17 protein-coding genes and 4 tRNA genes are annotated in these 23,153 nt (G+C 52.2%); 20 read left to right on the top strand and 1 reads right to left on the bottom strand.

The features are described 5' to 3' along the window. Positions 1–97 precede the first annotated feature (97 nt). The 20 genes from birA to tuf (MT343_RS17380) all read left to right on the top strand — a co-directional run bounded on the left by birA (position 98) and on the right by tuf (MT343_RS17380) (position 20,601). Positions 98–1,054, top strand: a complete 957-nt coding sequence (gene birA / locus MT343_RS17475) for a bifunctional biotin--[acetyl-CoA-carboxylase] ligase/biotin operon repressor BirA (protein WP_145468063.1) — start codon at positions 98–100, stop codon at positions 1,052–1,054. After that, positions 1,035–1,769 (top strand): type III pantothenate kinase, encoded by a 735-nt coding sequence (locus MT343_RS17470; RefSeq protein ID WP_186435848.1) that lies wholly within the window; start codon positions 1,035–1,037, stop codon positions 1,767–1,769. Before birA ends, MT343_RS17470 begins: the two co-directional genes overlap by 20 nt. Beyond that, a complete protein-coding gene (locus MT343_RS17465) occupies positions 1,745–2,413 on the top strand; it encodes an SPOR domain-containing protein (protein WP_145468067.1) in 669 nt (222 codons plus the stop codon). The genes MT343_RS17470 and MT343_RS17465 overlap by 25 nt, the downstream gene beginning before the upstream one ends. Before the next feature lie 115 nt (positions 2,414–2,528). Next, positions 2,529–2,612, top strand: a tRNA-Tyr gene (locus MT343_RS17460). A gap of 81 nt (positions 2,613–2,693) precedes the next feature. Continuing rightward, positions 2,694–2,767: transfer RNA gene (locus tag MT343_RS17455), tRNA-Gly, on the top strand. A 6-nt stretch (positions 2,768–2,773) separates the two neighbouring features. Further along, positions 2,774–2,849 (top strand) — tRNA-Thr (locus MT343_RS17450). Between the two features lie 86 nt (positions 2,850–2,935). Then, positions 2,936–4,159 carry an elongation factor Tu gene (tuf, locus tag MT343_RS17445; protein WP_230332379.1) on the top strand — a complete coding sequence of 408 codons (1,224 nt, stop codon included), beginning with the start codon at positions 2,936–2,938 and terminating at the stop codon, positions 4,157–4,159. Positions 4,160–4,226: 67 nt separating this feature from the next. Further along, positions 4,227–4,302: transfer RNA gene (locus MT343_RS17440), tRNA-Trp, on the top strand. 50 nt (positions 4,303–4,352) lie between these two features. Beyond that, entirely contained in the window at positions 4,353–4,721 is a 369-nt protein-coding gene (gene secE / locus MT343_RS17435) for a preprotein translocase subunit SecE (RefSeq protein WP_145471113.1), read from the top strand. Between the two features lie 10 nt (positions 4,722–4,731). Then, complete coding sequence (gene nusG, locus MT343_RS17430; protein WP_145471114.1) at positions 4,732–5,268, top strand: transcription termination/antitermination protein NusG; 537 nt, start codon at positions 4,732–4,734, stop codon at positions 5,266–5,268. An 87-nt stretch (positions 5,269–5,355) separates the two neighbouring features. Beyond that, positions 5,356–5,790 carry a 50S ribosomal protein L11 gene (gene rplK, locus MT343_RS17425; RefSeq protein WP_145471115.1) on the top strand — a complete coding sequence of 145 codons (435 nt, stop codon included), beginning with the start codon at positions 5,356–5,358 and terminating at the stop codon, positions 5,788–5,790. Then, the gene (gene rplA, locus MT343_RS17420; RefSeq protein WP_145471116.1) at positions 5,790–6,485 is read left to right on the top strand and encodes a 50S ribosomal protein L1; all 696 of its coding nucleotides are present in this window, start codon (positions 5,790–5,792) and stop codon (positions 6,483–6,485) included. The genes rplK and rplA overlap by 1 nt, the downstream gene beginning before the upstream one ends. 214 nt (positions 6,486–6,699) lie before the next feature. Beyond that, a complete protein-coding gene (rplJ, locus tag MT343_RS17415; RefSeq protein ID WP_145471117.1) occupies positions 6,700–7,191 on the top strand; it encodes a 50S ribosomal protein L10 in 492 nt (163 codons plus the stop codon). Positions 7,192–7,254: 63 nt separating this feature from the next. Continuing rightward, a complete protein-coding gene (rplL, locus tag MT343_RS17410; protein WP_145471118.1) occupies positions 7,255–7,629 on the top strand; it encodes a 50S ribosomal protein L7/L12 in 375 nt (124 codons plus the stop codon). Between the two features lie 195 nt (positions 7,630–7,824). Continuing rightward, positions 7,825–11,898 (top strand): DNA-directed RNA polymerase subunit beta, encoded by a 4,074-nt coding sequence (rpoB, locus tag MT343_RS17405; RefSeq protein WP_145471119.1) that lies wholly within the window; start codon positions 7,825–7,827, stop codon positions 11,896–11,898. A 61-nt stretch (positions 11,899–11,959) separates the two neighbouring features. Then, on the top strand, positions 11,960–16,183 hold the full coding sequence (gene rpoC, locus MT343_RS17400; RefSeq protein WP_145471120.1) for a DNA-directed RNA polymerase subunit beta': 4,224 nt from the start codon (positions 11,960–11,962) through the stop codon (positions 16,181–16,183). Positions 16,184–16,304: 121 nt separating this feature from the next. Further along, entirely contained in the window at positions 16,305–16,679 is a 375-nt protein-coding gene (gene rpsL, locus MT343_RS17395) for a 30S ribosomal protein S12 (protein ID WP_145471121.1), read from the top strand. 86 nt (positions 16,680–16,765) lie between these two features. Further along, positions 16,766–17,236, top strand: a complete 471-nt coding sequence (rpsG, locus tag MT343_RS17390) for a 30S ribosomal protein S7 (RefSeq protein ID WP_145471122.1) — start codon at positions 16,766–16,768, stop codon at positions 17,234–17,236. Between the two features lie 19 nt (positions 17,237–17,255). Further along, positions 17,256–19,349 carry an elongation factor G gene (fusA, locus tag MT343_RS17385; protein ID WP_145471123.1) on the top strand — a complete coding sequence of 698 codons (2,094 nt, stop codon included), beginning with the start codon at positions 17,256–17,258 and terminating at the stop codon, positions 19,347–19,349. 28 nt (positions 19,350–19,377) lie between these two features. Continuing rightward, positions 19,378–20,601 (top strand): elongation factor Tu, encoded by a 1,224-nt coding sequence (gene tuf, locus MT343_RS17380; RefSeq protein ID WP_230332379.1) that lies wholly within the window; start codon positions 19,378–19,380, stop codon positions 20,599–20,601. Between the two features lie 245 nt (positions 20,602–20,846). Here the strand turns inward: tuf (MT343_RS17380) and fusA (MT343_RS17375) are convergent, their stop codons facing one another. Then, complete coding sequence (fusA, locus tag MT343_RS17375) at positions 20,847–22,934, bottom strand: elongation factor G (protein WP_145471124.1); 2,088 nt, start codon at positions 22,932–22,934, stop codon at positions 20,847–20,849. Positions 22,935–23,153 lie beyond the last annotated feature (219 nt).

Below are 23,153 nucleotides of genomic sequence, written 5' to 3'. Positions count from 1 at the left end.
CGCTGTCGCTGTGCAGCCGGTAAAATTACCTGCTTCTTATTATGGTGTGCTGTGTGGGGCAGGCTGATCGGGTATATTGCAGCGCGGAGGTAGCACTATGCTCAACAGGATTCTTGAATTACTTGCGGATGGTCAGTTTCATTCCGGCGAAGAGCTGGGCGAAACGCTGGGCGTCAGCCGCGCTGCGGTATGGAAGCAACTGAAAAAACTCGACGAGCTGAATATTCCCTATTCGTCCGTTAAAGGGAAAGGTTATCGCCTGCAAGATGCTATCGAGTTGCTGGACAAAGAGCGTATTCAGCAAACCCTGAGTCAGCGTCTCGATATTCTGGAAATTCTGCTGGATGTTGGTTCTACCAATACCTATCTGTTTGAACGTGCCGGCGATCATATGGGTAAGCGTTATGCCGTGCTGGCTGAAAAGCAGGTCAGTGGTCGCGGCCGCCGTGGCCGGCAGTGGGTCAGCCCCTTTGGTAAAAATATTTATTTATCACTGCTGGTTTCATTTGCCGGCGGTATGGCTGCCCTCGAAGGGTTAAGTCTGATGACGGCTATTGCGGTCGAAAAAGCACTCGCCCGGCTGGGTATTAATGGCATTGGTCTGAAATGGCCGAACGATGTTTACGCCGACGGAAAAAAACTCGCCGGCATTTTGCTGGAAGTGACCGGTGAGTACAGCAGCCATTGTCAGGTTGTTATTGGTGTAGGACTGAATCTGGCGCTCAGCAACAGCGATGCGGAAAGTATTGAACAACCCTGGGCCGAGTTGCGCAGCTTTAAGCCGGATCTGTCGCGTAATGAAGTGGCCGCCACCATCCTTGATGAGTTGCTTGCCGTTGTGGATGAGTTTCAGCGTAATGGTTTTGCTCCCTACCAGCAATACTGGTCGGAACGTGATATTTACCATCAGCAGGATGTGCGCATCATCTCCGCCGCTCATGAAAAGCGCGGCAGGGTAAAAGGCGTTAACCGTAAAGGTGAATTAATGCTGCAGACGGATAACGGGATTGAAGTTATTAATGCCGGAGAGCTCAGTGTCCGTCCTGCTGATTGATGCCGGCAACAGCCGCATAAAATGGCAGTGGCGCAAGGCCGGTGTTGTGCAGGCTCATGGGGGCGTTGCTCATACCGATCTGGCACAGATGTCTGATGCTGAAGTGGGGCGTCTTTTCCCGGCGCAATGTGACCGTGTTGTGGTTGCCAGTGTGCGCGACAATAGCGGGCTGCATCAGAGTCTGCATGCGCATTATGGCGCCAGACTGCACTGGCTGGCGCAGCCGGTAAGTAATTACCCCGCGTTTGTGCATTGTTACCCTGACCCGGCAAGGCTGGGAGTCGACCGCTGGCTGGCTATGCTGGGGGCGCGTTGTCATTATTCTTCTGCATTAATAGTGGCCGATGCCGGTACCGCACTGACGGTTGATTTAATGTCAGCAGGCAATCACCATGACGGTGGTTTTATTGTCCCCGGATTACAGCTGGCGCAGCAGGCGCTGTTTAACAGTACGCAGCGTGTGCGTCCTTATAATGACGAGCAGGCTGCTCAGCAGTTGTTGCCTGGGCGGGACACTGTTGGTTGTGTCAGCTCCGGTGTTTACCGCCAGCAGGCTGCACTGGTGCGCTCTGTGCAGCAGGATTATCCACAGCATCTGTTGGTTATTACCGGTGGTGATGGTTTATGGTTGGCAACACAGCTGGGCTGTGAGTACCGGCCTGATCTTGTATTTGATGGTATGGATTCCTTATGCGCTGGATCTTTTTTACCTTAGTGTTTGGCAACCTGCTGTTGCTGGCGACGTTCTGGCAAAAGCAGGGTGAAGTTAATGCGGCGCCACCTGGTGCACTGGAAATTCCAGGGTCGGTCAAGCGCCTGCAGCTTGTCAGTGAGGCCGGAGATAGTTTGCAGCCTGCCGCTCCGCGCGCAACCAGCGATCACCGTGATTCGCTCTGCTACGTAGCAGGCCCTTATGCCGATGAGCTGGATGCGCGCCATCTGCTGGCGCGTGTAACGGCACTGAGTCTGCACGGACGGATTAATATTGTTGAAATCGCCAGTGGTGAGCCTTCTGAATACTGGGTGCATGTTCCGCCACGGGCCACCCGCGAAGAAGCCCTGCGTACTTTAAAGGAGCTGCAGAAGCGGAAATTCGACAGTTACATCATTACCCAGGGCGATCTGGCAGAAGGTGTTTCACTGGGCCTGTTCCGCAATAAAGAGTCGGCCTATGGTCTGCAGAAAGATGTGGAGAGTTCCGGAATACCGGTAGAGGTGCTGGTGGTTACCAAGTCGGTGCGCGAATACTGGGTTGAGGTTATCGAAGTTTCACAACTTAATGAGCGCATGCGTGAGCGTATTCAGGCGGGCGATAAAGAGATCAGCTGGGAGCTGGTTGAATGCAGTCAGGCAGGCTGATTGTACGTAATCTGCACAATCGGCGCCGTTTTTGCTGTAAATTCGTAAGTTGATAATAAATAAGCGAAAAAGTGTTGACAGGTATTCCTCCCATCAACATAATACGCGCCACTTCGGTGGGGTTCCCGAGCGGCCAAAGGGATCAGACTGTAAATCTGACGCGAAAGCTTCGCTGGTTCGAATCCAGCCCCCACCACCACTTTTAACAACTCGCAGGAATGGGTTGTTGGAGCCAGCAGGCGAGCTGTGTGGCCATTGTCCCGGCAAGTCTTCTGAATAAGCGGGTATGGTACAATGGTAGAACCTCAGCCTTCCAAGCTGATGATGCGGGTTCGATTCCCGCTACCCGCTCCAAATTTCGCTGATATAGCTCAGGCGGTAGAGCGCATCCTTGGTAAGGATGAGGTCCCCAGTTCGATTCTGGGTATCAGCACCATTATTCAGATAAAAGGTAGGCCGGCGGCCTGCCTTTTTGTGTATGTAACAAAGAAACGATAACCACACTGACAAAGAGACAGGGTCATGGCAAAGGAAACGTTTGAACGCTCAAAACCCCACGTAAACGTTGGCACTATCGGTCACGTTGACCACGGTAAAACCACTCTGACTGCGGCTCTGACCCGCGTATGTTCCGAAGTATGGGGCGGTGCAGCGGTAGCGTTCGACGGTATCGACAATGCTCCTGAAGAGCGTGAGCGTGGTATCACCATTTCTACCTCCCACGTAGAATACGAATCTCCGAACCGTCACTACGCACACGTAGACTGTCCGGGCCACGCTGACTATGTTAAAAACATGATCACTGGTGCTGCACAGATGGACGGCGCGATTCTGGTATGTGGTTCTACTGACGGCCCAATGCCTCAGACCCGTGAACACATCCTGCTGTCCCGTCAGGTTGGTGTACCTTACATCGTTGTATTCCTGAACAAAGCTGACCTGCTGGCTGAAGATTGCGGCGGTGCCGATTCTGAAGAATATGCAGAGATGCTGGAACTGGTTGAAATGGAACTGCGTGACCTGTTGTCTGAATACGACTTCCCAGGCGACGACACTCCAATCATCCCGGGTTCTGCTCTGATGGCCCTGAACGGCGAAGACGAGAACGAAATGGGTACTACCGCTGTTAAGAAGCTGGTAGAAACTCTGGATTCTTACATTCCTGAGCCAGAGCGTGCTATCGACGGCGCCTTCCTGATGCCAATCGAAGACGTATTCTCTATCCAGGGTCGTGGTACTGTTGTTACCGGTCGTGTTGAGCGTGGTATCGTTCGCACTGGTGAAGAACTGTCCATCATTGGTATCAAAGAGACCATCAAGACTACCTGTACCGGTGTTGAGATGTTCCGTAAGATTCTGGACGAAGGCCGTGCCGGTGAGAACGTAGGTGTTCTGCTGCGTGGTACCAAGCGTGACGAAGTTGAGCGTGGTCAGGTTCTGGCGAAGCCAGGTTCTATCACTCCTCACACCAAGTTCGAATCTGAAGTATACGTACTGGGTAAAGATGAAGGTGGTCGTCACACTCCATTCTTCAAAGGTTACCGTCCACAGTTCTACTTCCGTACCACTGACGTAACTGGTGCTTGTGAGCTGCCAGAAGGCGTTGAGATGGTAATGCCAGGTGACAACGTTAAGCTGACCATCACTCTGATCGCTCCTATTGCGATGGATGAAGGTCTGCGCTTTGCGATCCGTGAAGGCGGTCGTACCGTTGGCGCTGGTGTTGTAGCAAAAATTATTGAATAATCAACCGTTAAGGCTTGATTATTCAATCGGGGTGCTGTAACTTACGGCGCCCTAATTGAGTGTCTTTAGGCCAGTAGTTCAATTGGTAGAGCACCGGTCTCCAAAACCGGGTGTTGGGGGTTCGAGTCCCTCCTGGCCTGCCAAATTCTTGAATGGCAGCTTCGGCTGCCATTTTTGGCTTCAGGGAATTGTGATGAGTACCGATAGCAAAGCAAGTAAATCACCGTTGGATATATTGAAGTGGCTGCTGGCTGCAGCTTTTCTCGCTGCTGCCGTTGTGGGTAACTATGTCTACGCTGACATGCCCCTGCTGTACCGGGTTCTGGGTGTTATTGTTCTGATGGCGATCAGTGCTGGTTTTGCACTGACCAGTTCTCAGGGCAAAGCATTTATGCAATTGCTGAAAGAAGCCAATGTGGAGCGCCGCAAAGTTGTGTGGCCAACGCGTCAGGAAACGACGCAGACCACCATGATTGTTGTGGTAGTTGTGGTATTGATGGCGCTGGTTCTGTGGGGACTTGATTCTCTGTTGGGCTGGCTTGTTTCGTTGCTGGTAGGCTGAGGAGCTTTAAATGGCTATGCGCTGGTATGTAGTACACGCCTACTCAGGTTACGAAAAACGCGTACAGAATGCTCTGAAAGAGCGCGTCGAGCTGCATGGTATGCAGGATTTTTTCGGCGATATTCTGGTTCCTACTGAAGAAGTAGTTGAAGTTCGCGAAGGCAAGAAGCGTAAGAGCGAGCGTAAATTCTATCCGGGCTACGTTCTTGTTCAGATGGAAATGAATGACGAGAGCTGGCACCTGGTTAAACAGACTCCTCGCGTCATGGGCTTTATTGGCGGAACTGCCGATAAGCCGGCTCCGATCACTGATCGTGAAGCGGATGCCATTCTGCAGCGTGTGCGTGATGGTGCGGATCGTCCTACCCATAAAACCATTTACGAGCCAGGTGAAGTTGTGCGCGTGACCGATGGTCCGTTTGCCGACTTTAACGGTGTGGTTGAGGGTGTGGATTACGAGAAGTCCCGTCTGCAGGTTGCGGTAACGATTTTTGGACGTGCGACGCCGGTCGAACTGGAATTTACCCAGGTCGAAAAAGCAGGTTGAGCATTTGTTGAATGACCGGATTTCCGGTCGGGGAGCGCTGAACCCCATTGGTGTGTCAGTGCGTTAATACCCATTCGGAGAAAACACATGGCTAAGAAAGTCGAAGGCTACATCAAGCTGCAGGTTGCAGCTGGTAAAGCGAACCCAAGTCCACCAGTTGGTCCGGCTCTGGGTCAGAAAGGTCTGAACATCATGGAATTCTGTAAAGCGTTCAATGCTCAGACTCAGGGTATGGAAGCTGGCATGCCAGTTCCAGTGATCATCACTGCATACAGTGACCGTTCATTCACCTTCGAACTGAAAACTCCTCCTGCATCTTACCTGCTGAAAAAAGCAGCTGGCCTGACCAGTGGTTCTGCTCGTCCGAACACTGTGAAAGTCGGTACTGTTAACCGTGCTCAGCTGGAAGAAATTGCCAACGTTAAAATGAAAGACCTGACTGCAGCCGATATGGATGCAGCGGTACGTACCATCGCTGGTTCTGCCCGCGCTATGGGTCTGAACGTGGAAGGAGTTGAGTAATGGCTAAGCTGACTAAGCGCCAGAAGGCAATCGCAGAGAAAGTAGAAGCCGGCAAAGTATATTCTTTCGCTGATGCAGCTGCTCTGCTGGGTGAACTGTCCACCGTTAAGTTCAAAGAATCTGTAGACGTTGCCGTAAACCTGGGCATCGATGCACGTAAATCCGATCAGAACGTTCGTAGCTCTACCGTGCTGCCAAACGGCACCGGTAAGACCATGCGCGTTGCTGTATTCACTCAGGGCGCAAACGCTGAAGCTGCTAAAGCTGCAGGCGCCGATGAAGTGGGTATGGACGATCTGGCTGAAAAAATCAAAGGCGGCGACCTGAACTTTGACGTTGTTATTGCTTCTCCGGATGCAATGCGCGTTGTAGGTATGCTGGGTCAGGTACTGGGTCCACGTGGCCTGATGCCAAACCCGAAAGTAGGTACTGTAACTCCAGACGTTGCTACCGCCGTTAAAAATGCCAAAGCAGGTCAGGTGCGTTACCGCAATGACAAGAACGGTATTATCCACACCACCATCGGTAAAGTGGATTTCACCGCTCAGGCTCTGCAGGAAAACCTGACAGCCCTGCTGGCTGACCTGAAAAAAGCCAAACCTTCTTCTGCCAAAGGCGTTTACATGAAGAAAGTGACCATCAGCACTACGATGGGTCCTGGTTTGGTGGTTGATCACTCTTCTCTGGATTTTTAATCCGGGCTGACTGATTAGCCAAACGATCTTTGGGGTTGTCGCCGGATACATTATTCAGGCGGCAGCTGTCAAAGACCGCAGGAGTGAGGATGAGCCTCTGGTTTGTCCTCACTTAATATTTCCTGCGTAGATGGTGTGTGGCCCCTTCAGAATTCTGAATTGTCACACCGAGACTGGCTCATCTGAGCTCAATTTAACTTTTTAGGAGTTAATCGTGGCCTTAGGACTCGAAGATAAGAAGGCGATTGTCGCCGAAGTCCAGGAAGCAGCTCAAGGTGCTCTGTCTGCTGTTGTTGCGGATTCCCGCGGCGTAACAGTAGGCGCCATGACCGCTCTGCGTAAAGAAGCACGTGAAGCTGGTGTTTGGATGAAAGTCGTCCGTAACACTCTGGCTCGCCGTGCTGTTGAAGGTACCCCATACGAGTGTCTGACTGACGTCCTCGTTGGCCCAAGCCTGATTGCTTTCTCTACCGAACACCCAGGTGCGGCTGCCCGTATCTTTAAAGAGTTCGCTAAGCAGAACAGCAAGTTTGAGCTGAAAGCCGGTGCTTTCGAAGGTTCCGTAGTTTCTATCGACATGCTGGCAACTCTGCCGACTTACGACGAAGCTATCGCGAAACTGATGAGCGTCATGAAAGAAGCGTCTGCAGGCAAACTGGTTCGTACCATTGCTGCTATCCGCGACCAGAAAGAACAAGCTGCCTGATTTCAGGTGGATCTTACAACGATTTAACGAGCACTTTGCTCCATTAAATTTAGGAATAGTCTCATGTCACTGACTAAAGAAGATATCATCAACGCTATCGCTGAAATGTCCGTAATGGACGTTGTAGAACTGGTTTCTGCGATGGAAGAAAAATTCGGCGTATCTGCTGCAGCTGCAGTAGTTGCTGGTCCAGCTGCTGGCGGCGACGCTGGTGCTGCTGAAGCACAATCAGAATTCGACGTAATCCTGAGCGGTGCTGGCGACAAGAAAGTTAACGTAATCAAAGCAGTACGTGAACTGACTGGTCTGGGCCTGAAAGAAGCTAAAGCAATGGTTGATGGTGCTCCAGCAACTGTTAAAGAAGGCGTTTCTAAAGAAGACGCTGAAGCTGCTAAAGCAACTCTTGAAGCGGCTGGTGCTCTGGTCGAGATCAAGTAATTTGCAATTCATTGCAAAGATGCTTTTGCCGCGCCAGATTCTGAGCGCGGCAACCGGCTGACGGGTTTTTCCCGTCGGCCTTTTTCACGTTATGGAATTCGTGAGCACGCTGGCATACTGCTGGGTTCAAACGCAAGGCAAGTCCTTGAGCCATGGGTGTAACGCCCAATCGAGGAAACAGTCCGGGGATAACTGATGGCTTACTCATATACTGAGAAAAAACGTATCCGTAAGGATTTCGGTAAATTACCGAGTGTCATGGATGTGCCATACCTGTTGGCCATTCAAATCGACTCCTATCGCAAATTCTTGCAAGAGGGGGCATTCGCTGAGGACCGTATCGATATTGGTCTTCATGCAGCATTTAAATCTGTCTTCCCAATTGTAAGTTATTCCGGGAATGCGGCTCTGGAGTACGTGAGCTACCGCCTCGGTACCCCTACCTTTGATGAAAAAGAGTGTATGTTGCGTGGTGTTACCTACGCTGCACCGCTGCGCGTCAAGGTTCGTCTGATTATTTACGATAAAGAATCTTCGACCAAAGCCATCAAAGACATTAAAGAACAAGAAGTCTACATGGGTGAAATGCCCCTGATGACTGACAACGGTACCTTTATCGTTAACGGTACCGAGCGCGTGATCGTGTCTCAGCTGCACCGTTCACCTGGTGTGTTCTTCGATCACGACAAAGGTAAAACCCATTCTTCCGGTAAGCTGCTGTATAACGCCCGCGTTATTCCTTACCGTGGTTCATGGCTGGACTTCGAGTTCGATCCGAAAGACCTGGTCTTCGTTCGTATCGACCGTCGTCGTAAGCTGCCTGCATCTATTCTGCTGCGCGCTCTGGGCTTCTCTACTGAAGAAATCCTGGCGACCTTCTTTGAAAACGACAGCTACCGTCTGACCGATGACGGTGCCATGCTGAAGCTGATCCCGGCGCGTCTGCGTGGTGAAACTGCTGCGTTCGATATCAAAGACAATGACGGCAATGTGATCGTTGAAGGCACCCGTCGTATTACTGCCCGCCATATCCGTCAGCTGGAAAAAGCTAACGTTGAAGAGCTGGCAGTACCTGTGGATTACCTGCTGGGTAAATCCATGGCAAAAGACATCATTGATCAGAAGAGCGGTGAAGTTCTGGCTGCAGCCAACAGTGAAGTGACTGTTGAATTGCTGGCCAAAATGGCTGCTTCCGGCATCAAAGAGTTTGAAACCATTTACACCAATGAACTGGACTGCGGTTCGTTCATGTCTGACACCCTGCGTGCCGATCCGACCAGTAACGCTCTGGAAGCGCTGGTTGAAATCTACCGCATGATGCGTCCTGGTGAGCCACCAACAAAAGAAAGTGCCGAAGCGCTGTTCGAAAACCTGTTCTTCAGTGACGAGCGTTACGACCTGTCTGCGGTTGGCCGCATGAAGTTCAACCGTCGTATCGGCCGTGAAGAAATCACCGGTGCCGGCACGCTGGATAAAGAAGACATCATCGCGGTTATGAAAACCCTGATCGATATCCGTAACGGTAAAGGCATCGTTGACGACATCGACCACCTGGGTAACCGTCGTATCCGTTCTGTGGGCGAAATGGCCGAAAACCAGTTCCGCGTAGGTCTGGTACGTGTTGAGCGTGCAGTACGTGAGCGTCTGTCTATGGCAGAATCTGAAGGCCTGATGCCTCAGGATCTGATCAACGCCAAGCCGGTTGCGGCAGCCGTTAAAGAATTCTTCGGCTCTTCCCAGCTGTCTCAGTTTATGGACCAGAACAACCCGCTGTCTGAGGTAACTCACAAGCGTCGTATTTCTGCTCTTGGACCTGGCGGTCTGACCCGTGAACGTGCAGGCTTCGAAGTGCGTGACGTTCACGCGACTCACTACGGTCGCGTATGTCCTATTGAAACGCCTGAAGGTCCGAACATTGGTCTGATCAACTCTCTGGCATCTTATGCCCGCACCAACGAATACGGTTTCCTCGAAACTCCGTACCGTCGTGTTGTTGAAGGTGTTGTGACCGATGAGATCATCTACGTATCTGCTATTGAAGAAGCGGATTACGTTATTGCACAGGCCTCGGTTGAAACTGATGAAAACGGCAAGCTGCAGGGCGACCTGATTTCTGTTCGTCATCAGAACGAATTCACCGTGATGTCTCCGGACAACGTAACCCTGCAGGACGTATCTCCGCAGCAGGTTGTGTCTATCGCCGCATCCCTGATCCCGTTCCTCGAACACGATGACGCCAACCGCGCATTGATGGGATCGAACATGCAGCGTCAGGCCGTTCCGACCCTGAAATCAGAGAAGCCTCTGGTGGGTACCGGTATGGAACGTTCTGTAGCGGCTGACTCCGGTGTGTGTGTGGTGGCCAAACGTGGCGGTGTGATCGACTCCGTTGACGCATCCCGTATCGTGGTAAAAGTGAACGATGACGAAACCGTTGCTGGTGAAGCCGGTGTCGACATCTACAACCTGACCAAATACACCCGTTCTAACCAGAACACCTGCATCAACCAGCGTCCGCTGGTGAAAGCCGGTGACAGCATTGAGCGTGGCGATATCATGGCTGACGGTCCGTCCGTTGACCTGGGTGAGCTGGCTCTGGGCCAGAACTTCCGCATCGCCTTCATGCCGTGGAACGGTTACAACTACGAAGACTCCATCCTGCTGTCCGAGCGTGTGTCTCAGGAAGACCGCCTGACCACCATCCACATTCAGGAACTGACCTGTGTGGCGCGTGACACCAAACTGGGCGCAGAAGAAATCACGTCGGATATTCCGAACGTGGGTGAAGCTGCCCTGGGTAAACTGGATGAGTCCGGTATCGTTTATATCGGTGCTGAAGTTAAGCCTGGCGACATCCTGGTTGGTAAGGTAACACCTAAAGGTGAAACCCAGCTGACTCCGGAAGAAAAACTGCTGCGTGCGATCTTCGGTGAAAAAGCCTCTGACGTAAAAGATACTTCTCTGCGCGTTAAGACCGGCACCACCGGTACCGTAATCGACGTACAGGTCTTCACCCGTGATGGCGTGGAAAAAGATCAGCGTGCGCTGGAAATCGAACAGATGCAGCTGGACGAAGTCCGCAAAGATCTGAACGAAGAAATGCGTATCGTTAAAGGTGCTACCTACGAGCGTCTGCAGCGTGCCCTGAATGGTGCTGTAGTGAATGCCGCTCCTGGCCTGAAGAAAGGGGATACCCTGACTCAAGAGTACCTGCAGTCTCTGGAAGCCGATCAGTGGTTCAAGATCCTGCCACAGGACGAAGCACTGGCGGAAATGCTGGACGTGGCCGAGAAATCTCTGGCCGAGCGTCGCAAGCAGCTGGATGACAAGTTCGAAGACAAGAAGCGTAAGCTGCAGACCGGCGATGACCTGGCTCCTGGCGTACTGAAGATTGTTAAGGTTTACCTGGCAATCAAACGTAAGATCCAGCCTGGTGACAAGATGGCGGGTCGTCACGGTAACAAAGGTGTTATCTCTGCGATCAAGCCAATCGAAGATATGCCATACGATGAAAACGGCGTGGCCGTGGACATCTGTCTGAACCCGCTGGGTGTACCGTCGCGTATGAACGTGGGTCAGATCATGGAGATCCACCTGGGTCTGGCAGCCAAAGGTCTGGGCGAGAAAATCGACCGCATGATCAAAGAACAGCAGGAAATCGCCAAGCTGCGTGAACTGCTGAACGAGATCTACAACGGTGGTGATGGCCGCGTCGAAGACTTTGACAGCTTCAGCGATGCTGAAATCCTGGAACTGGGTAACAACCTGCGTGGCGGTGTGCCAATGGCAACACCAGCGTTTGACGGCGCCAAAGAAGCCGAAATCAAGCGTATGCTGCGTCTGGCCGATCTGCCTGATTCCGGTCAGATGACGCTGTACGATGGTCGCACAGGCGAAGCCTTCGACCGTCAGGTAACCGTAGGTTACATGTACATGCTGAAACTGAACCACCTGGTTGACGACAAGATGCACGCCCGTTCGACCGGTTCTTACAGTCTGGTTACCCAGCAGCCGCTTGGCGGTAAAGCACAGTTCGGTGGTCAGCGTTTCGGGGAGATGGAAGTGTGGGCACTGGAAGCATACGGTGCCGCTTACACTCTGCAGGAAATGCTTACTGTTAAATCCGATGACGTGGCCGGCCGTACCAAGATGTATAAAAACATCGTGGATGGCGACCACCGTATGGAAGCCGGTATGCCGGAATCCTTTAACGTACTGGTTAAAGAGATCCGCTCACTGGGCATCGACATCGAACTGGAAAACGAATAAGCGGATGAGCAGTGTTCAGGTGGCGGAAGCCGCCTGAGCCTGACTCCAAACGGAGCAAAATATGAAAGACTTAGTCAATTTTCTGCGTAATCAGAACAACGCTGACGAGTTTGACGCCATCCGCATCGGACTCGCCTCGCCAGAGATGATTCGTTCCTGGTCTTTCGGCGAAGTTAAAAAGCCGGAAACCATTAACTACCGTACGTTCAAGCCTGAGCGTGACGGTCTGTTCTGTGCGCGTATCTTTGGTCCTATCAAAGATTACGAATGTCTGTGTGGTAAGTACAAGCGTCTGAAGCACCGCGGCGTAATCTGTGAAAAGTGTGGCGTTGAAGTAACTCAGGCCAAAGTACGCCGCGAGCGTATGGGTCACATTGAGCTGGCTTCCCCGGTTGCTCACATCTGGTTCCTGAAGTCGCTGCCATCCCGTATCGGTCTGATGCTGGATATGACGCTGCGCGATATCGAACGCATTCTGTACTATGAATCATTCGTAGTGACCGAGCCTGGCATGACCACTCTCGACGTGGGTCAGCTGCTGAGCGACGAACAGTACTACGAAGCGATCGAAGAGTTTGGCGACGAGTTCGAAGCCAAAATGGGTGCGGAAGCTATTCAGGCACTGCTCGGCCAGATCGAACTGGGCGAAGAAGTTCAGCGTCTGCGTGAAGAAATTCCGACAACCAGCTCTGAAACCAAGATCAAGAAGCTGTCCAAGCGCCTGAAGCTGCTGGAAGCTTTCCACCACTCCGGTAACGATCCGAAGTGGATGATCATGTCTGTACTGCCAGTACTGCCACCGGATCTGCGTCCGCTGGTACCGCTGGATGGTGGCCGTTTTGCGACCTCCGATCTGAACGATCTGTACCGTCGTGTGATCAACCGTAACAACCGTCTGAAGCGCCTGCTGGAGCTGAATGCTCCGGACATCATCGTACGCAACGAAAAGCGTATGCTGCAGGAAGCTGTGGATGCGCTGCTGGATAACGGCCGTCGTGGCCGTGCCATCACCGGTTCCAACAAGCGTCCGCTGAAGTCTCTTGCTGACATGATCAAAGGTAAGCAGGGTCGTTTCCGTCAGAACCTGCTGGGTAAGCGCGTTGACTACTCTGGCCGTTCGGTAATTACCGTTGGTCCACAGCTGCGCCTGCATCAGTGTGGTCTGCCAAAGAAAATGGCTCTGGAACTGTTCAAGCCTTTTATCTTCAGCAAACTGGAACACCGTGGTCTGGCGACAACCATTAAAGCTGCGAAGAAAATGGTTGAGCGCGAAACCGCAGAAGTCTGGGATATCCTGGCTGACGTTATCCGTGAACACCCGGTCATGCTGAACCGTGCACCAACACTGCACCGTTTGGGTATTCAGGCGTTCGAACCTCAGCTGATCGAAGGTAAAGCGATCCAGCTGCACCCACTGGTGTGTGCGGCTTATAACGCTGACTTCGACGGTGACCAGATGGCGGTACACGTACCGCTGACTATCGAAGCGCAGCTGGAAGCCCGCGCGCTGATGATGGCAACCAACAACGTACTGTCTCCTGCTAACGGTGAGCCAATCATCGTTCCTTCTCAGGACGTGGTACTGGGTCTGTACTGGATGACCCGTGAGCGTATCAACGCCAAAGGCGAAGGTATGTTCCTGGCTGACCTGGACGAAGTGACCCGTGCTTATCAGACCGGTTCTGCACACCTGCAGGCCAAGGTTAAAGTGCGTATCACCGAAACTCTGGTTGACGAGCAGGGCAACGAGCAGTCTGAAACCAAAGTGGTTGATACCACGATCGGTCGTGCACTGCTGTTCCGCATCGTACCAAAAGGTCTGCCGTTTGAACTGATCAACCGCCCGATGAAGAAGAAAGCGATCTCCAACATGATCAACACCGCGTACCGCCGTGTGGGTCTGAAGGACACCGTCGTTTTCGCTGATCAGGTTATGTATACCGGCTTCCAGTATGCAACCCGTTCCGGTTCTTCTATCGGTGTGAACGATTTCGTTATTCCGGATGAGAAAGCAGAAATCGTTGCTAACGCTGACGCTGAAGTAAAAGAGATCGAAAGCCAGTTTGCTTCCGGTCTGGTTACCCACGGCGAAAAATACAACAAGGTTATCGACATCTGGTCGCGCGCTAACGAACTGGTAGCGAAGGCGATGATGGATAACCTGGGTAAAGAGAAAGTGATCGACCGCGACGGTAACGAAGTGGATCAGGAATCTTTCAACTCCGTCTACATGATGGCTGACTCCGGTGCTCGTGGTAGCCCGGCTCAGATCCGTCAGCTGGCCGGTATGCGTGGTCTGATGGCGAAGCCGGACGGCTCCATCATCGAAACGCCGATTGTGGCGAACTTCCGTGAAGGTCTGAACGTACTGCAGTACTTCACCTCGACTCACGGTGCGCGTAAAGGTCTGGCGGATACCGCTCTGAAAACTGCGAACTCCGGTTACCTGACCCGTCGTCTGGTTGACGTAGCGCAGGATCTGGTGGTTACCGAGCAGGATTGTGGTACCGAACAGGGTCTGATCATGACTCCGCTGATCGAAGGCGGTGACGTGGTTGTGGCACTGGGTGATCGTATCCTGGGTCGTGTCATTGCGACTGACGTATACAAGCCGGGTGCTGAAGGCGACATCGTTGTGCCAGCCGGTACTCTGATCGACGAAGCCTGGGTACAGACCATTGAATCTGAAGGTATCGACGAAGTGCGTGTGCGCTCCGCCATTACCTGTCAGAGCCGTGTCGGTATCTGTTCTTCCTGTTACGGTCGTGACCTGGGTCGCGGACATCAGGTGAACGTAGGTGAAGCGGTTGGTGTTATTGCTGCTCAGTCGATCGGTGAGCCAGGTACACAGCTGACCATGCGTACGTTCCACATTGGTGGTGCGGCATCGCGTTCTTCTGCAGCTGACAGTGTTCAGGTGAAAAACAGCGGTACCATCCGTCTGCATAACCTGAAGACCGTTGTTAAAGAAAACGGCGATCTGGTTGCCGTATCCCGTTCCGGTTCCATTGCTGTTGCCGATGAGCACGGCCGTGAGCGCGAACTGTACAAACTGCCATACGGTGCTGTGATCAGCGTCCAGGATGGCCAGAAAGTTGAAGCCGGTCAGAAAGTGGCCAGCTGGGATCCGCACACTCACCCGATTGTGACCGAAGTAAAAGGTCGTATCGAATTCGTGGGTATGGAAGAAGGTATCACCATCAACCGTCAGACCGACGAGTTGACCGGTCTGTCCAATATCGAAGTCATCGATCCTAAAGATCGTCCGGCGGCTGGTAAGGACATCCGCCCGATGGTGAAACTGGTGGATGCGTCCGGTAAAGACGTGATCCTGCCGGGTACCAATACTCCGGCGCAGTACATGCTGCCAGCCAACGCTCTGGTGAACCATGAAAATGGTACCGAAGTGGCCGTGGGTGACGTTATCGCACGTATTCCTCAGGAATCGTCCGGTAACAAGGACATCACCGGTGGTCTGCCACGCGTAGCGGATCTGTTCGAAGCCCGTAAGCCGAAAGAACCTGCCATTCTGGCGGAGATCACCGGTACTGTGAGCTTCGGTAAAGAGACTAAAGGTAAGAAGCGTCTGGTGATCACTCCGAACAATGGCGGCGAGCCATATGAAGAGCTGATCCACAAGTGGCGTCACATGAACGTGTTCGAAGGTGAACAGGTCGAGAAGGGTGAGGTTATCTCTGACGGCCCAATGAACCCGCACGATATTCTGCGTCTGAAGAGCGTGGGCGATCTGGCGATGTACATCACCAACGAAGTTCAGGAAGTTTATCGCCTCCAGGGTGTAGGCATCGATGATAAGCACATCGAAGTGATTGTGCGTCAGATGCTGCGTAAGGTTCTGATCACCGAAAACGGTGACAGCTCCTTTATCCCGGGTGATCAGGTTGAATACTCTGCGTTCCTCGAAGAAAACGAGAAACTGGAAGCAGCCGGTAAGATCACTGCGAAAGGCGAACGTGTGCTGCTGGGTATCACCAAGGCCTCGCTGGCGACCGAATCCTTCATCTCCGCGGCCTCCTTCCAGGAGACTACCCGTGTACTGACTGAAGGTGCGGTAACCGGTAAGGTTGACCACCTGCGCGGCCTGAAAGAAAACGTGGTTGTGGGTCGACTGATCCCTGCGGGTACTGGTCTTGCTTATCACGCTGAGCGTAAGCGCAAGCGTCAGACCCGTGAGAACGATCGCCTCAAGACTACGCCGGCTGGTATGAATGTATCGGCCGACGAAATGGAAGCTAAGTTCAGCGAAGCTTTCAGCGATAAGTAAGTCGTTGGTTGTAAAACAATCAATGGCTTGACGACTGGGGCTGGGAGGATTATCCTTCCGGCCCCTTTTATTGCGTCAGAATTTTCTGGCGTTTTTGTTAGTGATAATTGGAGTTTGCTAAATGGCTACAATCAACCAGTTGGTTCGTCAGCCTCGTAAACGCAAAGTGGCTAAGAGTGACGTACCTGCACTGCAGGCGTGTCCTCAGCGTCGTGGCGTATGTACCCGTGTATATACTACCACTCCGAAAAAGCCTAACTCGGCACTGCGTAAAGTATGTCGTGTGCGTTTGACGAATGGTTTCGAAGTGTCTTCCTACATCGGTGGTGAAGGTCACAACCTGCAGGAACACAGTGTTGTTCTGATCCGTGGCGGTCGTGTAAAAGACTTGCCAGGTGTTCGTTACCACACTGTTCGCGGCTCTCTGGATACTTCCGGTGTTGCGAATCGTAAACAAGCCCGTTCTAAGTACGGTGCAAAACGTCCTAAGAAATAATTTCTTAAGACTTGGATAAGAGTAAGGCTGAGTTGATCGTTGAATCAGGATGCTCAGACTGACCTGAAGACCTAAGAGGGCTTATCATGCCAAGAAGACGCGTCGCTGCGAAGCGCGAGATCCTGCCAGATCCGAAGTTCGGAAACGTTACACTGGCAAAATTTATGAACCACGTAATGATCAGTGGTAAAAAATCCATCGCCGAGAAAATCGTTTATGGCGCACTGGATACCATGGCTCAGAAACAAGGTGGCGATCCGCTGGAAATGTTTGAAAAAGCATTAGAATCCATCCAGCCACTGGTTGAAGTTAAAAGCCGCCGTGTTGGTGGTGCAACCTATCAGGTACCTGTGGAGGTTCGTCCTTCACGTCGTCAGGCGCTGGCAATGCGCTGGCTGGTAGATGCAGCACGTAAGCGTGGTGAGAAGTCCATGGCTCAGCGCCTGGCTAATGAAATGATGGAAGCCTGTGAAGGTAAAGGTTCAGCCGTTAAGAAGCGTGAAGATGTTCACCGCATGGCTGAAGCGAACAAGGCTTTCTCTCACTACCGCTTTTAATTGATTCGAGGACTGCACAGTGGCACGCACAACTCCCATTGAGCGTTACCGCAACATTGGTATTTGTGCTCACGTGGATGCGGGTAAAACCACAACCACGGAGCGAGTACTGTTTTACACCGGTGTTTCTCACAAAATTGGTGAGGTGCATGATGGCGCAGCCACAATGGACTGGATGGAGCAGGAGCAGGAGCGTGGTATCACCATTACTTCTGCTGCTACCACCTGTTTCTGGTCGGGCATGGCGCAACAGTTCGAGCAACACCGTATCAACATCATCGATACTCCGGGACACGTTGACTTCACTATTGAAGTAGAACGTTCCCTGCGGGTTCTGGATGGTGCGGTGGTGGTGCTGTGTGGATCCTCGGGCGTACAGCCTCAGACTGAGACTGTGTGGCGTCAGGCCAACAAGTACGAAGTACCGCGTATGGTCTTCGTGAACAAGATGGACCGCGCCGGTGCAGACTTTTTTATGGTTGTTAAGCAACTTAAAGATCGTCTCAACGCCAATGCTGTACCTATTCAGATCAACATCGGTACGGAAGACAATTTCCGTGGCGTTGTTGACCTGATCAAAATGAAAGCCATCAGCTGGAGTGAAGCTGATCAGGGCATGACCTTCAGTTATGAAGAGATCCCTGCAGAACTGGCTGATGTCGCCGCCGAATGGCGCGAGAAGCTGATTGAAGCAGCAGCCGAAGCCAATGATGAGCTGATGAACAAATACCTCGAAGGCGAAGAGCTTTCCGAGGACGAAATTAAAGCTGCGCTGCGTCAACAGACGCTGGCCGGCGAGATCGTATTGGTCACCTGTGGTTCAGCCTTTAAAAATAAAGGTGTGCAGGCGGTGCTGGACGCTGTTGTTGAGTTCATGCCATCCCCTACCGAAGTTAAAGCGATCGAAGGTATTCTCGATGATGCGGCCGAAACCGTTGCGGTTCGTGAAGCATCTGATGAAGAGCCGTTCTCTGCGCTGGCATTTAAAATTGCCACCGATCCCTTTGTTGGTACCCTGACATTTATCCGTGTTTATTCCGGGGTACTGAATTCCGGTGATGCTGTTTATAACCCGGTAAAAGGTAAGCGCGAGCGTGTTGGCCGTATGGTGCAGATGCACGCCAACGCCCGTGAAGAAATTAAAGAAGTGCGTGCCGGCGATATTGCCGCACTGATTGGCCTGAAAGATGTCACTACCGGGGATACCCTGTGTGATCAGGACAAGCGCATCACCCTCGAACGCATGGAATTCCCGGATCCGGTAATTTCGGTTGCGGTTGAGCCTAAGTCGAAAGCGGACCAGGAAAAGATGGGCGTTGCACTGGGCAAGCTTGCTCAGGAAGACCCGTCCTTCCGTGTCGAAACCGACGAAGAAACCGGCCAGACCATTATCTCCGGTATGGGTGAGTTACACCTGGACATCATCGTCGACCGTATGCGTCGTGAGTTCAAAGTGGAAGCGAACGTTGGTAAGCCTCAGGTTGCTTACCGTGAAAAGATCACTGCCACGGTAGAGATCAACAACAAGTTCGCCAAGCAGTCCGGTGGGCGTGGCCAGTATGGTCATGTTGTTATCAGATTCGAGCCATCCGATCAGGAAGGGCTGGAGTTTGTTAACGAAATCGTTGGTGGTGCTATTCCGCGTGAATACATCCCGGCGGTTGAAAAAGGTATTGCTGAGCAGATGAAGAACGGTGTTCTGGCGGGTTACCCATTACTGGGCCTGAAAGCAACGCTGATCGACGGCTCATACCATGACGTTGACTCGAATGAGATGGCATTTAAAATTGCTGCCTCACAAGCCACAAAGCAACTTTCAGAGAAGGGCAAAGCCGTGCTGCTTGAGCCAATGATGAAAGTTGAAGTTGTAACCCCTGAAGATTACATGGGTGATGTGGTGGGCGACCTGAATCGTCGTCGTGGCTTGATTTCTGGAATGGACGATACCCCTTCAGGCAAGGTGGTTGATGCCAGCGTGCCACTGGCAGAGATGTTCGGTTATGCAACCGATCTGCGCTCCGCCTCTCAGGGCCGTGCGACCTATTCCATGGAATTTGAAAAATATTCGGAAGCACCATCCAGTGTGGCCGAAGCAATTATTACAAGAGCTTAATCATTTACGATATTGAACGAGGTGTTCTATGGCTAAGGAAACGTTTGAACGTTCCAAACCCCACGTAAACGTGGGTACTATCGGTCACGTTGACCACGGTAAAACCACTCTGACTGCGGCTCTGACCCGCGTATGTTCCGAAGTATGGGGCGGTGCAGCGGTAGCGTTCGACGGTATCGACAATGCTCCTGAAGAGCGTGAGCGTGGTATCACCATTTCTACCTCCCACGTAGAATACGAATCTCCGAACCGTCACTACGCACACGTAGACTGCCCGGGCCACGCTGACTATGTTAAAAACATGATCACCGGTGCTGCGCAGATGGACGGCGCGATCCTGGTATGTGGTTCTACTGACGGCCCAATGCCTCAGACCCGTGAACACATCCTGCTGTCCCGTCAGGTTGGTGTACCTTACATCGTTGTATTCCTGAACAAAGCTGACCTGCTGGCTGAAGATTGCGGCGGTGCCGATTCTGAAGAATACGCAGAGATGCTGGAACTGGTTGAAATGGAACTGCGTGACCTGCTGTCTGAATACGACTTCCCAGGCGACGACACTCCAATCATCCCGGGTTCTGCTCTGATGGCCCTGAACGGCGAAGATGAGAACGAAATGGGTACTACCGCTGTTAAGAAGCTGGTAGAAACTCTGGATTCTTACATCCCTGAGCCAGAGCGTGCTATCGACGGCGCCTTCCTGATGCCAATCGAAGACGTATTCTCTATCCAGGGTCGTGGTACTGTTGTTACCGGCCGTGTTGAGCGTGGTATCGTTCGCACTGGTGAAGAACTGTCCATCATTGGTATCAAAGAGACCATCAAGACTACCTGTACTGGTGTTGAGATGTTCCGTAAGATCCTGGATGAAGGCCGTGCTGGTGAGAACGTAGGTGTTCTGCTGCGTGGTACCAAGCGTGACGAAGTTGAGCGTGGTCAGGTTCTGGCGAAGCCAGGTTCTATCACTCCTCACACCAAGTTCGAATCTGAAGTATACGTACTGGGTAAAGATGAAGGTGGTCGTCACACTCCATTCTTCAAAGGTTACCGTCCACAGTTCTACTTCCGTACCACTGACGTAACTGGTGCTTGTGAGCTGCCAGAAGGCGTTGAGATGGTAATGCCAGGCGACAACGTTAAGCTGACCATCACTCTGATCGCTCCTATTGCGATGGATGAAGGTCTGCGTTTTGCGATCCGTGAAGGCGGTCGTACCGTTGGCGCCGGTGTTGTAGCCAAGATCATCGAATAATTCGATATCCTGCTATAAAAAGAACCGGGCTCTGCCCGGTTTTTTTATGCCTGCCTCTGGAATCTGAGCGGATTATCTGTGACCGCCCGAGTCTGTAGGCTGGCTGGCATAGTAGGTCTGAAGTCCGCATTATGCGGGCTTTTTTATGCCTGTGATTTGTCGCTTCGTCGTTTTTTTGCTTCGCTGCGCAGGCAATAAAAAACCCGCACGGCTTACGCCGGGCGGGTTCTTTATTCAGCGGCTAATTACTTAGCTGCTTCTTTACGTGCTTTGGCTTCAGCAATCACTTTCTCTGCTACGTTAGCCGGGCATGGCATGTAGTGAGAAAATTCCATGGAGAACTGGCCACGGCCAGAAGTCATGGTACGCAGGTGACCGATGTAACCGAACATTTCGGACAGCGGTACGTCTGCCTTGATGCGAACGCCAGTCACGCCAGCTTCCTGATCCTTGATCATGCCGCGACGACGGTTCAGGTCACCGATAACATCACCAACGTGATCTTCCGGAGTGAACACGTCCACTTTCATGATTGGTTCCAGCAGCTGAGCGCCAGCTTTTGGCATGGACTGACGGAAAGCGCCTTTCGCAGCGATTTCGAACGCGATCGCCGAGGAGTCAACCGCGTGGTAAGAACCGTCGAACAGTTCAACTTCAACGTCCAGAACCTGGAAGCCGGCCAGAGGACCTTCAGCCATCATCAGACGGAAGCCTTTCTCAACCGCAGGCCAGAATTCTTTAGGTACGTTACCGCCCACAACAGAAGAGGTGAACTTGAAGCCGGTACCTGGCTCAGCAGGACGGATGCGGTAATCGATCTTACCGTACTGACCAGAACCACCAGACTGCTTCTTGTGGGTGTAGCTGTCTTCGATTGGCTTGGTGATGGTTTCGCGGTAAGCAACCTGTGGCTGACCAACGATCAGTTCAACACCGTAGGTACGCTTCAGAATGTCGACTTTAATGTCCAGGTGCAGTTCGCCCATACCTTTCAGAATGGTTTCGCCTGAGTCTTCGTCAGTCTCAACCTGGAAGGTTGGATCTTCAGCAACCATTTTACCGATCGCAATACCCATCTTATCAACAGCGCCTTTATCTTTAGGCTGTACTGCGATAGAGATTACCGGCTCAGGGAACACCATGGCTTCCAGAGTACATTCGTGCTTAGGATCACACAAGGTATGACCAGTCTGAACGTTCTTCATACCAACAACGGCAAGGATGTCACCAGCCTGAGCGTAATCGATTTCGTTACGTTCGTTAGCCTGCATCTCAACCATACGGCCGATACGCTCGGTTTTACCGGTGAAGCTGTTCAGTACGGTATCGCCTTTACGCATTACACCAGAGTAAATACGGATAAAGGTCAGGGCGCCGAAACGGTCGTCCATGATCTTGAACGCCAGGGCGCGCAGTGGCTCATCAGCAGAAACGATAGCTTTCTGGCCAGTCGGGTTACCTTCTTCGTCGGTCAGATCCTGAGGCTCAACTTCAGTAGGAGCCGGCAGGTAGTCTACAACCGCGTCCAGCAGCAGCTGCATGCCTTTGTTCTTAAAGGCAGAACCACAGTAGGTCGGGAAGAATTTCAGGTCGCGGGTACCGATACGGATGCAGCGCTTGATGTCTTCAATAGATGGCTCTTCGCCTTCCATGTAAGCCATCATCAGGTCGTCGTCCATTTCAACAGCAGATTCAATCAGCTGTTCACGGTACATTTCAACGTCGTCAACCATGTCGGCTGGCACGTCCTGTACGGTGTAGTTTTCTGGCTGGCCAGAATCGTCCCATACAAACGCCTTGCGGCTCAGCAGGTCAACAACACCAACGAACTCATCTTCGCGGCCGATAGGCAGAACCATGATCAGCGGGTTTGCGCCCAGTACGTTACGTACCTGGTCAACAACGCGCATGAAATCAGCGCCCAGACGGTCCAGTTTGTTAACGAAGATCAGACGGGATACTTCTGAGTCGTTCGCATAGCGCCAGTTGGTTTCAGATTGTGGCTCAACACCACCGGAACCACAGAATACGCCGATACCGCCGTCCAGTACTTTCAGGGAACGATATACTTCAACGGTGAAGTCAACGTGTCCAGGGGTGTCAATAACGTTGAAACGGTGGCCGTTCCAGAAACAGCTTACCGCCGCAGACTGAATGGTAATACCGCGTTCAGCTTCCTGTTCCATGAAGTCGGTGGTGGATTCGCCATCGTGTACTTCGCCCAGACGGTGGATTTTACCGGTCAGCTTCAGGATACGTTCGGTGGTGGTCGTTTTGCCCGCATCAACGTGGGCGAAAATACCAATGTTTCTGTATAAGGAAAGATCTGTCATAACATTACTCGGTTAGCAGAGACAAAATTCGCGCGCTACTTTACCTGTTTTCTCCTCCTTTTTCTCGTCGTTTTTGATCTGCAGAGGCAGGTTTTACCAAGAAATTTGCGCTGCAGACTGAAAAATAAGCAATTTCAGCCGCTCAGTTATCCGTGTTGCGCCGCTGCCGGGTCCATCGGCTGACGTATCTGCTGTGAAATAACAGGCCGGGAGTTGACA

The sequence above is a fragment of the Venatorbacter sp. C2-1 genome, assembly GCF_022832715.1.
Classification (GTDB): domain Bacteria; phylum Pseudomonadota; class Gammaproteobacteria; order Pseudomonadales; family Oceanobacteraceae; genus Venatoribacter; species Venatoribacter alkanivorans.
This window is presented reverse-complemented; position numbering and strand designations above follow the sequence as displayed.

Excerpts from the sequence above, each read along its gene's own strand:
- rpoC (WP_145471120.1), top strand. The coding sequence starts at position 11,960 with ATGAAAGACTTAGTCAATTTTCTGCGTAATCAGAACAACGCTGACGAG.
- fusA (WP_145471124.1), bottom strand. The coding sequence starts at position 22,934 with ATGACAGATCTTTCCTTATACAGAAACATTGGTATTTTCGCCCACGTT.
- rplA (WP_145471116.1), top strand. The coding sequence starts at position 5,790 with ATGGCTAAGCTGACTAAGCGCCAGAAGGCAATCGCAGAGAAAGTAGAA.
- rplK (WP_145471115.1), top strand. The coding sequence starts at position 5,356 with ATGGCTAAGAAAGTCGAAGGCTACATCAAGCTGCAGGTTGCAGCTGGT.
- rplL (WP_145471118.1), top strand. The coding sequence starts at position 7,255 with ATGTCACTGACTAAAGAAGATATCATCAACGCTATCGCTGAAATGTCC.
- MT343_RS17465 (WP_145468067.1), top strand. The coding sequence starts at position 1,745 with ATGCGCTGGATCTTTTTTACCTTAGTGTTTGGCAACCTGCTGTTGCTG.
- nusG (WP_145471114.1), top strand. The coding sequence starts at position 4,732 with ATGGCTATGCGCTGGTATGTAGTACACGCCTACTCAGGTTACGAAAAA.
- rpsL (WP_145471121.1), top strand. The coding sequence starts at position 16,305 with ATGGCTACAATCAACCAGTTGGTTCGTCAGCCTCGTAAACGCAAAGTG.
- rpoB (WP_145471119.1), top strand. The coding sequence starts at position 7,825 with ATGGCTTACTCATATACTGAGAAAAAACGTATCCGTAAGGATTTCGGT.
- birA (WP_145468063.1), top strand. The coding sequence starts at position 98 with ATGCTCAACAGGATTCTTGAATTACTTGCGGATGGTCAGTTTCATTCC.
- tuf (WP_230332379.1), top strand. The coding sequence starts at position 19,378 with ATGGCTAAGGAAACGTTTGAACGTTCCAAACCCCACGTAAACGTGGGT.
- secE (WP_145471113.1), top strand. The coding sequence starts at position 4,353 with ATGAGTACCGATAGCAAAGCAAGTAAATCACCGTTGGATATATTGAAG.
- tuf (WP_230332379.1), top strand. The coding sequence starts at position 2,936 with ATGGCAAAGGAAACGTTTGAACGCTCAAAACCCCACGTAAACGTTGGC.
- rpsG (WP_145471122.1), top strand. The coding sequence starts at position 16,766 with ATGCCAAGAAGACGCGTCGCTGCGAAGCGCGAGATCCTGCCAGATCCG.